At 68.6% G+C, this 10,621-nt stretch carries 7 protein-coding genes (1 of these 7 cut by a window edge); 4 read left to right on the forward strand and 3 right to left on the reverse strand.

Going from position 1 to position 10,621, the window contains the following annotated elements; all coding sequences use genetic code 11:
- The first annotated feature begins 13 nt into the window (after positions 1-13).
- From tatC to ABNQ39_RS23580, 4 genes are all read left to right on the forward strand, one after another.
- On the forward strand, positions 14-802 hold the full coding sequence (gene tatC / locus ABNQ39_RS23565; RefSeq protein WP_109050505.1) for a twin-arginine translocase subunit TatC: 789 nt from the start codon (positions 14-16) through the stop codon (positions 800-802).
- A 184-nt stretch (positions 803-986) separates the two neighbouring features.
- Positions 987-3,656 carry an alanine--tRNA ligase gene (gene alaS, locus ABNQ39_RS23570; protein ID WP_376961072.1) on the forward strand — a complete coding sequence of 890 codons (2,670 nt, stop codon included), beginning with the start codon at positions 987-989 and terminating at the stop codon, positions 3,654-3,656.
- 74 nt (positions 3,657-3,730) lie between these two features.
- Complete coding sequence (locus ABNQ39_RS23575; protein ID WP_376961074.1) at positions 3,731-4,063, forward strand: DHCW motif cupin fold protein; 333 nt, start codon at positions 3,731-3,733, stop codon at positions 4,061-4,063.
- A 27-nt stretch (positions 4,064-4,090) separates the two neighbouring features.
- The gene (locus ABNQ39_RS23580; RefSeq protein WP_109050503.1) at positions 4,091-4,933 is read left to right on the forward strand and encodes an AAA family ATPase; all 843 of its coding nucleotides are present in this window, start codon (positions 4,091-4,093) and stop codon (positions 4,931-4,933) included.
- Positions 4,934-5,047: 114 nt separating this feature from the next.
- On the opposite strand, the gene ABNQ39_RS23585 is transcribed toward ABNQ39_RS23580, so the two are convergent.
- The 3 genes from ABNQ39_RS23585 to ABNQ39_RS23595 form a co-directional block, all read right to left on the reverse strand.
- Positions 5,048-5,827 (reverse strand): phage tail protein, encoded by a 780-nt coding sequence (locus ABNQ39_RS23585; protein ID WP_376961075.1) that lies wholly within the window; start codon positions 5,825-5,827, stop codon positions 5,048-5,050.
- A 48-nt stretch (positions 5,828-5,875) separates the two neighbouring features.
- On the reverse strand, positions 5,876-6,655 hold the full coding sequence (locus ABNQ39_RS23590) for a phage tail protein (protein WP_376961076.1): 780 nt from the start codon (positions 6,653-6,655) through the stop codon (positions 5,876-5,878).
- A 536-nt stretch (positions 6,656-7,191) separates the two neighbouring features.
- Positions 7,192-10,621, reverse strand: the 3' portion of a protein-coding gene (locus ABNQ39_RS23595; protein ID WP_376961077.1) for an AAA family ATPase. Its footprint extends 413 nt past the window's final position; the window shows 3,430 of its 3,843 coding nt (coding positions 414-3,843); its start codon lies beyond the right edge, outside the window; the stop codon is at positions 7,192-7,194.

Raw genomic sequence — 10,621 nt, forward strand, 5'->3', positions numbered from 1 at the left:
ACAAAGACGGCCCATGACCGGCGATACGCAGCAGGACGAACTCGAAGACAGCAAGATGCCGCTGATCGATCATCTGATCGAGCTGCGGAACCGGCTGATGTGGGCGATAGGCGCGATCCTGATCGCCTTCCTGCTGTGCTATGCGGTGTCGGACAAGATCTACAATTTCCTGGTCCAGCCGCTGGCCGACATCCTGGCGGGGCAGGGGCGCCGGATGATCTACACCGGCCTGACGGAAGCTTTCTTCACGTATGTGAAGGTGGCCTTCTGGGCCGGCTGCTTCATCTCCTTCCCGGTGATCGCCAGCCAGATCTGGATGTTCGTGGCCCCCGGCCTCTACAAGCACGAGCGCAAGGCGTTCCTGCCCTTCCTGATCGCCACCCCGGTGATGTTCCTGACCGGTGCCGGCATCGTCTATTACTTCATCTTCCCGATGGCCTGGCGCTTCTTCCTGGGCTTCGAGTTCCACCCGGACGGCAGCAACGCCCTGCCCATCGAGTTCGAAGCGCGCGTCGGCGAATACCTGCATCTGGTGATGTCGCTGATCTTCGCCTTCGGCATCGCCTTCCAGCTGCCGGTGCTGCTGACCCTGCTGGTCCGCGTCGGCATCATCAGCACCGACGCCCTGGCGTCGAAGCGCCGCTACGCCATCGTCGGGGCCTTCATCGCCGCCGCGGTGCTGACCCCGCCCGACGTGATCAGTCAGGTCAGTCTGGCGCTGCCGCTCATCGCGCTCTACGAGATCGCGATCATCATCGGGCGCCGAATCGAAAAGGCACGGGCCGCCGCGGAAGCCGAGTGATCGGCGGCAACGCGCCCGCAGCATTTTGTCATTGGCGATTTCCCTGGGGCAATTCGCCGGTGGCAATTTGCCTGCCTTGACCTAGGGTAATAATCCGTCCGTCGTGGACATGCCGCCATTCTCGCGCTAAAAGCACGGTTCGGCCAACAAAAGGCCTCAGCCGCGCACCCGGAGCCTTGACCGTATGCAGACCGCCAACGACATCCGTCGCACGTTCCTGGATTTCTTCGCCAAGCAAAGCCATCAGAAGGTCGATTCGTCGCCGCTCGTGCCGCGCAACGATCCGACGCTGATGTTCACCAACGCCGGCATGGTCCAGTTCAAGAACGTCTTCACCGGTGCCGAGACGCGGCCCTACAAGCGCGCGGCCACCTCGCAGAAATGCGTGCGCGCCGGCGGCAAGCACAACGACCTCGACAATGTCGGCTACACCGCGCGGCACCACACCTTCTTCGAGATGCTGGGCAACTTCTCCTTCGGCGATTATTTCAAGGACGACGCCATCGCGTTCGCCTGGAACCTGATCACCAAGGAATACGGTCTGCCGGCCGACAAGCTGCTGGTAACGGTCCACACCTCCGACGAGGACGCGGCCGGCATCTGGCGCAAGGTCGCCGGCCTGTCGGACGACCGCATCATCCGCATCCCGACCGACGACAATTTCTGGCGCATGGGCGACACCGGCCCCTGCGGTCCCTGCTCCGAGATCTTCTTCGACCACGGCCCGTCGATTGCCGGCGGCCCGCCGGGCAGCCCGGACCAGGACGGCGACCGCTTCATCGAGATCTGGAACCTCGTGTTCATGCAGTATGAACAGCTGGGTCCGGACAATCTGGTGGCGCTGCCCAGGCCGTCCATCGACACCGGCATGGGGCTGGAGCGTCTGGCTGCCGTCCTCCAGGGCAAGCACGACAACTACGACATCGACCTGATGCGGGCGCTGATCATGGCGTCGGCCGAGGCGACCAAGACCTCGCCGGACGGCGCGCATGCCGTGTCGCACCGCGTCATCGCCGACCATCTGCGCTCGACCTCCTTCCTGATCGCCGACGGCGTGCTGCCGTCGAACGAGGGCCGCGGCTATGTGCTGCGCCGCATCATGCGCCGCGCCATGCGCCACGCCCACATGATCGGCGCGCGCGAGCCGCTGATGCACCGTCTGGTCCCGGCGCTGGTCCAGCAGATGGGCGACGCCTATCCGGAGCTGAACCGCGCCCGCGCCCTGATCGTCGAGACGCTGAAGCTGGAAGAAACCCGCTTCAAGCAGACGCTGGAGCGCGGCCTGCGCCTGCTGGAGGACGAGGTCGGCCATCTGGGCGAAGGCCAGCCGCTGGCCGGCGACGTCGCCTTCAAGCTGTACGACACCTACGGCTTCCCGCTCGACCTGACGCAGGACGTGCTGCGCGGCCAGGGCCGTGGCGTCGACGAGGCCGGCTTCAAGGCGGCGATGGACGAGCAGCGCCGCAAGGCCCGCGAGTCCTGGGCCGGCTCGGGTGAGGTCGGCACCGAGAAGCTGTGGTACGAGATCAAGGACGAGCTGGGCGCCACCGAGTTCTTCGGCTACGACACCGAAGTCGCCGAAGGCAAGGTCACCGCCCTTATCAAGGGCGATGCCTGCGTCGAGGCCGCCAGCATCGGCGATCAGGTGCTGGTCGTCGTCAACCAGACGCCCTTCTACGGCGAATCGGGCGGTCAGGTCGGCGATGCCGGCGTGATCTTCTCCGCCGGCGGGGCCGAGGTCGCGGTGTCCGACACGCTGAAGAAGCTGGGCGCCGTGTGGGCCCATGTCGGCACGGTCACCAAGGGCACGCTCAAGGTCGGCGACGTGGTCGAACTGCGCGTTGATACCGAGCGCCGCTCCGCCATCCGCGCCAACCACTCTGCCACCCACCTGCTGCACGAGGCGCTGCGCCATCGCCTGGGCGACCATGTCACCCAGAAGGGCTCGCTGGTGGCGCCTGAGCGTCTGCGCTTCGACATCAGCCAGCCGACCGGCCTGACCGGTGCCGACATCGCCGCCATCGAGGACGAGGTGAACCGCCGCGTTCTCGCCAACAGCGAGGTCATCACCCGTCTGATGTCCCCGGACGAGGCCCGCGCCCAAGGCGCCATGGCGCTGTTCGGCGAGAAGTACGGCGATGAGGTCCGCGTCGTCTCGATGGGCGGCCCGCATGGCGAGCAGGATCGCGACTACTCCATCGAACTGTGCGGCGGCACCCATGTCCGCCGCACCGGCGACATCGGCGTGTTCAAGATCGTCTCCGAAGGCGCCGTCGCCGCCGGTGTCCGCCGCATCGAGGCGCTGACCGGCACCGGCGCCAAGGCGTGGCTGTCCGAGCGCGACCATCTGCTGACCGAGGCGGCGGGCGTCCTCAAGGTCAAGCCCGACGAGGTTCCGGCCCGTGTGGCGGTTCTGGTCGAGGAACGTCGCAAGATGGAGCGCGAACTGGCCGATCTGCGCCGCCAGGTGGCGATGGGGGGTGGCGCCAAGGCCGACGGCGGCAACGAGGCCAAGGACGTGGCCGGCGTCAAGCTGGCCGCCCGCGTGGTCGAAGGCCTGCCGGCCAAGGACCTGAAGCCGATGGCCGACGAGCTGAAGAAGCAGGTCGGCTCCGGCGTCGTCGTGCTGATCGCGTCGAACGAGGGCAAGGCCTCCATCGTCATCGGCGTGACCGACGATTTGACCGCGACCGTCAGCGCCGTCGATCTGGTCCGTGTCGGTGCCGAGGCGCTGGGCGGCAAGGGCGGCGGCGGCCGGCCGGACATGGCGCAGGCCGGCGGCCCCGACGCCTCGCTGGCCCCGGCGGCCATCGAGGCCATCGAAAAGGCGATTGCGGCCAGGAAGGCCTCCTGATCGTGATGAACACCGGCCCCCGGAGCGATCCGGGGGCCGTTTTTCTGTTCGTGCCGTCTTGATAAGGTCCGGCGATGGAACTCCCGACTCTTCCCTTCATCGTGACCGACTGGTCCGCCGTTCCCGTCACCGAACATCCGGGCGAGACCGGGCTTGCCCGCTGGCGCAGCTTCCACGCCGGAGAGCTGCGGGTGCGGCTGGTCGACTACACGCCGGGCTATCTGGCCGACCATTGGTGCGACCGCGGCCATGTGCTGTTCGTGGTCAGCGGCGAGCTGATCACCGAGCTGAAGGATGGCCGCCGCTTCGTCCTGACCGCCGGCATGAGCTATCAGGTCTCCGATTTCGGCGATCATCCGCACCGCTCCTCGACCGAAATCGGCGCCACCCTGTTCATTGTCGACTGAAACGTCTTCGCTTGAGGGAGCCTGTCCATGCGCTTCACCGGTACCGACCGCTACGTCGCCACCGACGATCTGATGGTGGCGGTCAACGCCGCCATAACGCTGGAGCGGCCGCTTCTGGTGAAGGGCGAGCCGGGCACCGGCAAGACGGTGCTGGCGGTGGAGATCGCCCGCGCGCTGAACAAGCCGCTGCTGTCCTGGCACGTCAAATCGACCACCAAGGCGCAGCAGGGCCTCTACGAATACGACGCGGTCAGCCGGCTGCGCGACAGCCAGCTGGGCGAGGCGAAGGTCCATGACATCGCCAACTACATCGTCCGCGGCAAGCTGTGGGAAGCCTTCGAAGCGCCGGAGTCTCCGGTCCTGTTGATCGACGAGATCGACAAGGCCGACATCGAGTTCCCCAACGACCTGCTGCTGGAACTCGACCGCATGGAGTTCCACGTTTATGAAACCCGCCAGACGATCAAGGCGGCCAAGCGCCCCATCGTCATCGTCACGTCCAACAACGAGAAGGAACTGCCGGACGCCTTCCTGCGCCGCTGCTTCTTCCACTACATCCGCTTCCCCGAGCGCGAGACGATGGAGCGCATCGTCGAGGTTCATTATCCCGGCCTGAAGTCGGCCCTGCTGCGCGAGGCGCTGAACCTGTTCTACGATCTGCGCGAGGTTCCGGGCCTGAAGAAGAAGCCCTCCACGTCGGAGCTGCTGGACTGGATCAAGCTGCTGATGGTCGAGGACGTCGATCCGGAGACCCTGCGCGCCAAGGATGCCCGCACGCTGATCCCGCCGCTGTGCGGCGCGCTGCTGAAGAACGAGCAGGACGTGCACACGCTGGAACGGCTGGCGTTCCTGGCCAAGCGGGGGCGGTGACCGGGAGTTTCGGAACCCGGTTTCCCCTGCTGGTCGACGACGCGCCGGAAGCCCCGCAATCTCTGCGACGATGCCCTGCCCATTCCTTTTGGGCAGGGCATTGCCGGGGAGACGTTACGGACGGTTCGGATACAGGCCTTGGGTCGCGATGCAGACGGTCTGCCCGATGGCCGGGGACTGGGTGGAGACCTTCTGGGTGGCGCCGGCAGATGCGGGCGCGACCGTTACGGTGCCGCCTGTGATGCCGGTGTTCGGCACGGTGATGGTGCCGCTGGCCGTGCCGGCAGCCTTGGCCGCGGTGCTGGGAGCCGGGCCGCTGGTGTTGTACGGTCCCGTCAGCGAGGCACCGCTGCTGGCATCGTCGAAGACGGTGGCGCCGAGATAGACGGTGCCCGAGGCCGGGGCCGACGCCGGGGTTCCGGTGCCGGCGGCGGTGATGGGCATGGTGACGCTGCCGGTGAAGGGAACGGTGGTCGAGCCTCCCGATCCACCGCCCGTACCGACGAAGGTTGCGGTGTGGGTGTGGGGCTGCAGCGGAACCTGCGCCGCCGACAGCAGCAGTTCCTGCTGTCCGACCTTGGCGCCGATGGCGATGTTCGCCAGGCCGGGGCCGGTGCCGGTGCCGATCGGGGCACGGCCGCGCAGGTCGGGGATGCCGAAGAAATCCGCGTTGTTGCCGCCGTAGCGGTAGCCGATCAGGGCGAACAGAGCCTGGTTTTCGCGGACCGTCAAAGTCCGGCCATCGGCGACGACGTAGCCCTGCGGGCACCAGTCGAACGAGTAGGTGCAGATCGTACCGATGTAGGGTTCGACGTTGCAGGCGGCGGCGGGCGTGCTGAACAGAGCCAGAGCGCTCGTCATCGCGAAGGCGGCGGAGAGGATAATCTTGCGCATGATTATATCCTTGGTGTTTGAAGTATTCGGCTGTTCTATCGGGTCCGGTTACGGACGGTTCGGGTAAAGGCCGTTGGCGACGATGCAGACGGTCTGCCCGATGGCCGGGGACTGGGTGGAAACCATCTGGGTGGCGCCGGCCGCCGCGGGCGCAACCGCCACGGTGCCTCCGGTGATGCCGGTGTTCGGCACGGTGATGGTGCCGCTGGCCGTGCCGGTGGCCTGGGCTGCGGTGCTGGGAGCCGGGCCGCTGGTGTTGTACGGTCCCGTCAGCGAGGCACCGCTGCTGGCATCGTCGAAGACGGTGGCGCCGAGATAGACGGTGCCCGAGGCCGGGGCCGACGTCGGGGTTCCGGTGCCGGCGGCGGTGATGGGCATGGTGACGGTGCCGGTGAAGGGAACGGTGGTCGAGCCTCCCGATCCGCCGCCGGTACCGGTGAAGGTGGCGGTGTGGGTGTGGGGCTGCAGCGGAACCTGCGCCGCCGACAGCGGCAGCTGCTGCTGGCCGACCTTGGCGCCGATGGCGATGTTCGTCAGGCCGGGGCCGGTGCCGGTGCCTATGGCGGCGCGGCCACGCAGGTCGGGGATGCCGAAGAGATCCGCATTGTTGCCGCCGTAGCGGTAGCCGACCAGCGAGAACAGCGCCTGATACTCACGGACCGCCAAGGTCCGGCCATCGGCCGGAATGTAATTGCGAGGGCACCAGTCGAACGCAAAGGTGCAGATCGTGCCGATGTACAACTTGTCGTTGCAGGCGGCGGCGGGCGTGCTGAACAGAGCCATGCCGCTTGTCATCGCAAATGCGGCGTAGAGGAAAGTCTTGCGCATGAGGAGCCCCTGATGGCTGGTGTGTCCGGATGCCTTTGAAAGGGTACGATGCGATCAAATGATCTTGTTTCGCGCATCTATCCTCCCACATCCCTCCATGGTGGCAAAACGACATTTTAATACAAATTCTTCTACAATCGAACGTATCCGGCGGCCGGCTGGTCTTTGCACGCAAAGACTGTGCTTCAGGCGACTGGCAATCCATCTTCGCGGCGGTGATCTTTTCGTCTGTCGCCCGCCCGCGGAAAATCCAGGTGCCGATGGCAGAATTGGAGCCGCTCAGACGCCAATTGCCACCGACCGGAGCGGACTGCTCTTCGCTCCACGTGAGAGTGTGATCGCTTCAAGCGGAATCGCTTGAAGCGTGAAGCACGCGGAAAACCAAAAGGTCAGAGACTGGCGTAGCTCGGCAAAGGTCAATTCCATGCGCTGCCTGTGCATGGATGACGGCAGCATCGGCAAAGCCAGTCTGTCAACAGCCGCGCTGAGACCTTGCACCGGCCGATCCGCCCACCGGGCGGCGGATGAAGCTCAAATTACCGGCCCAAGCGAAGGGGGCGCCAAGGGGAGGGGCGGCCGCTGCGACCATTCCGCTTCAAACCCCCTCCACCTCCTCCATCGCCAGCCCGAGCGCCGCTCCAGCGACAGACTGAACCGTCACCCGGCTGCGCCCGCCGCCCAGCGGCATCACGCGGATTGCGTGCCGATCCGTTCGACCATCGCCGGCACATGGCTGATGACGCCGACCTGACGCCCGCCGGCCTGCAGCGCTTCCAGGCAGGACAGCGCCACGTCCAGGCTGTCGGGATTAGCGTGCCGAACCCCTCGTCGATGAACAGCGTGCCGATCCCGCCGGAAGTCCCCGCCGCCATCGCCGACAGCCCGAGCGCCAGGGCCAGCGAGACGAGGAACAGTTCGCCGCCCGACAGGCTGTGCACGCCGCGCCGCTCGTCGCCCATTTCGCGGTCGACCACCTGGATCTCCAGATCGGCCCCGGCCACCCGCTCCAGCCGGTAGCGGCGGGCGAGATCCTCCAGATGCCGATTGGCATGGGTCAGCAGCAGGTCCAGGCTCAGGCTCTGGGCGAAGTTGCGCATCTTCTGCCCGGTCGACGAACCGATCAGTTGGGCCATCTTGCCCCACAGCGCGCAACGGGCCTGCTGCGCCTCGATGTCCGCCATCAGCCCGGCCAGCCGCCGCCGGTTGGCATCGTCCGCCTCAAGCCGTCCGCGCGCCGAGCCCAAGCGGTCGCGGTCGCGCTCCAGCACCGCACGGATGCTCTCCGCCGCAGCCGCAGCGTCCTCGACGCTCTGCGCCGGGCGGCCCGCAGCCTGATGGTCGCCGCGTTGACGCCGCCGTTCGGCGACCACCAGCGCCGCATCGCCGCGCGCCCGTTCCAGCACCGCCAGCGCCAGCTCTTCCGCTTCCAATTCGCTTTCGGGCACAGCCAGCAGCCGGCGGACCTCTTCAAGCCCCACCCCGCGCCCGGCGACCTCCCGCTCCAGCCGCTCGCCGACGGTCCGGGCCTTGTCGGTGCAGCGTCTCGCCGCCTCGCCGCGGGTTTCCCGCTCCTGCTCCGCGGCCGACAGTCGGGCGATGGCATCCTGCCGGGCAAAGGTGGCCTTCTCGACCAGGGCTTCGGCTTCGTGCTTCTGTGCGGCCAGTGCCGTCCGCACCTCCGACACCGGCCGTCCGCCCAGCACCGCGCCGCGCGCCGTCCGGGCCTCCGCCAGCCGCCCGGCGAGATCGGCTGCCCGATTGCGCGCCTCGTCCTCCGCCCGCTGCGCGGCCTCACGTTCGGCGCTCTGCACCGCCCGCTCGCCGCTCGCGCGCTCGACCTCGCGGGCGGCACGGGCCAGCCCCTCGCTCTTCTCCCGGTACTCGCTCACCCGCCTTGCCAAAGCGGCCCGGTAGGCCTCCGGGTCCCGCTCCAGCAGCGCCTGCCACCCGGCCTCTCCCGCCAAGCCGTCGGCCAGCTCGGCCAGCGCGGAGTCCCGGTCGGCCTCCGCCCGCTCCAGCGCCGCCGCCGCCAGGGCCAGGGCCTGCCGCCCGTCGGCCAGCCGCTGCCGGGTCGCCTCGCACTCGCTTGCCAAGCCAGCCGCCGCGGTCTCCAGCCGCCGATGCTCCAACTGCGCCGCATCCAGCTGCCGGCGATGGTCGAGCGCCCGCTCCTCATCCTGTGCGATGGCCGCCATCCCACGGTCCACCGCCTCGACTTGCCCGCGGATGGCCATGAGGATGTCTGTGTGTGTGTCGATGAGCGTTCCGCCCTCGGCATCCCAATCGGCCGCCGCCGCCTGCGCGGCCCAGCGTGCCTCAAGCCCGTCGGCCTCCTGCACCATCGCCGCCAGCCGCGCGGTCAGCGTCTCGGCCCCCTTGCGCGCCGCCAGTTCCGCCGCTTCCAGTGCCGCATGGCGGGCGACCGTCGCGGCCAGGGCTTCGCGCAATCCGGCAAGATGCGTTTCCTGATCCCGCCTCACCCGGCCCAGCGGCGTCGCATCGGCGCCCGCCCAGGGATGATCCGCCGATCCGCAGACCGGGCAGGGCTTGCCTTCGACCAGCCGGCCGCGCAGGCTTTCGACATCCTCGCGCTGTGCCAGCAGCAGCCGTTGCAGGGTACGCTCCGCCTCATCGACCGCGGCCTGCCGTCCGGCCCGGCTTTCGGCAAGCTCCCGCGCCGCCGTTCCGTCGCGTTCCGCCTCGCCCAGCCGCCGCAGCCGCTCTTCGTCCGCGGCGGTGCGCTCGGTTTCCAGCCGTTGCCGCGCCTCTCCGGTGGCCAGCAGGGCCAGCAGCCCGTCACGCCGGCGTCCGGCCTCCGCCCGCGCGTGCCGCGCTTCCTCCAGCGACGGCACCGCTATGCCGCGCAAGCTCTCCAGCGCCTGCTCGGCCGAACGGCACCGCTCCCGTGCCTCGGCCAGCCGCCTTTCCATGGTGCGTGCCGTGGCTTCGGTCGCCGCAAGCTCCCGCTCCAGCCGTTGGCGCTCCTGCGTGGCGGCCTTTCCGCTCCGCCCATCGGCGACGATGCGCGCCAGCAGCCGCTCCCAGCGCTCCCACTGTCCGGCCACCGCCGCGAAGCCAGCCTGGTCGCGCAGCCAGACCTCCAGCCTTGCGGCATCGCTGCGGGCCGCGGACAGCGTGGCGTCGATGTCCTGCATGGTCTTCCGCAGCGCGATGCTGCGCTGGACCGCGACCTTCGCCGCCGCGTCGGCGGTCCCCTGCTCGCCGGTCAGGGTCGCGATCCGTCCATCCAGGTCGGCCGCGCGGTCGAGATCGGGCTCGGCCCTGGCCTGCCCGGCACATGCCGCCTCGAAGCGCCGCCGGGCCTCGCCATGGCGGCCGGTCGCCTCATCCACCGCCAACCGTGCCGCGGCCAGGGCCGTCTCCGCCCGCTCTACTGCCGCTGCGGCCTCCGCCGCCTCGTCGCGCGCGCGGTCGGCGTCCACCAGCACCGGCCGCAGTGGCTGCAACCCGCGCAGGGCGACAACCGCATTGCGCCGCTCCTCCGCGTCGCTCCACGCGCGCTCCGCTGTTTCGGCCGCCGCGACCGCCTTGCTCTCCGCCGCCGCAAGCTGGCTGTCGCGCTCATGCCAGGCCAGAGCCGCCTGGGCGAGCGCCAACGCCTGTTCGCCGCTCCGCACCGCCTCCGTCGCGTTGCCGGCTTCGGCTTGCAGGGCAGTCCGGTCGTCGTCGCTCAGCACCCCGATGCCGCCGCCCTGCGCCAGCAGCCTGTCGAGCGCCTGCTTCTCCGCAGTCGACCGCTCATGCGCCGCAATCGACAGGCGCGAGTAAATCTCCGTCCCCGTCAGCAGCTCCAGCAGGGCGGAGCGGTCGCGCGGCGGCGCCTTCAGGAAGGTGGCGAAGTCGCCCTGGGCCAGCAGCACCGCGCGCCGGAACTGTTCGAAGCTCAGTCCGAGCCGCCGCTCGATCTCCTCAAGCACGCTCTTCTTGCCATCGCCGAAGCGGCGC

It is taken from the genome of Azospirillum sp. A26 (assembly GCF_042604635.1).
GTDB lineage: Bacteria > Pseudomonadota > Alphaproteobacteria > Azospirillales > Azospirillaceae > Azospirillum > Azospirillum palustre.

Coding starts and splice junctions, on each gene's coding strand:
- tatC (WP_109050505.1), top strand. CDS start 14: ATGACCGGCGATACGCAGCAGGACGAACTCGAAGACAGCAAGATGCCG.
- alaS (WP_376961072.1), top strand. CDS start 987: ATGCAGACCGCCAACGACATCCGTCGCACGTTCCTGGATTTCTTCGCC.
- ABNQ39_RS23575 (WP_376961074.1), top strand. CDS start 3,731: ATGGAACTCCCGACTCTTCCCTTCATCGTGACCGACTGGTCCGCCGTT.
- ABNQ39_RS23580 (WP_109050503.1), top strand. CDS start 4,091: ATGCGCTTCACCGGTACCGACCGCTACGTCGCCACCGACGATCTGATG.
- ABNQ39_RS23585 (WP_376961075.1), bottom strand. CDS start 5,827: ATGCGCAAGATTATCCTCTCCGCCGCCTTCGCGATGACGAGCGCTCTG.
- ABNQ39_RS23590 (WP_376961076.1), bottom strand. CDS start 6,655: ATGCGCAAGACTTTCCTCTACGCCGCATTTGCGATGACAAGCGGCATG.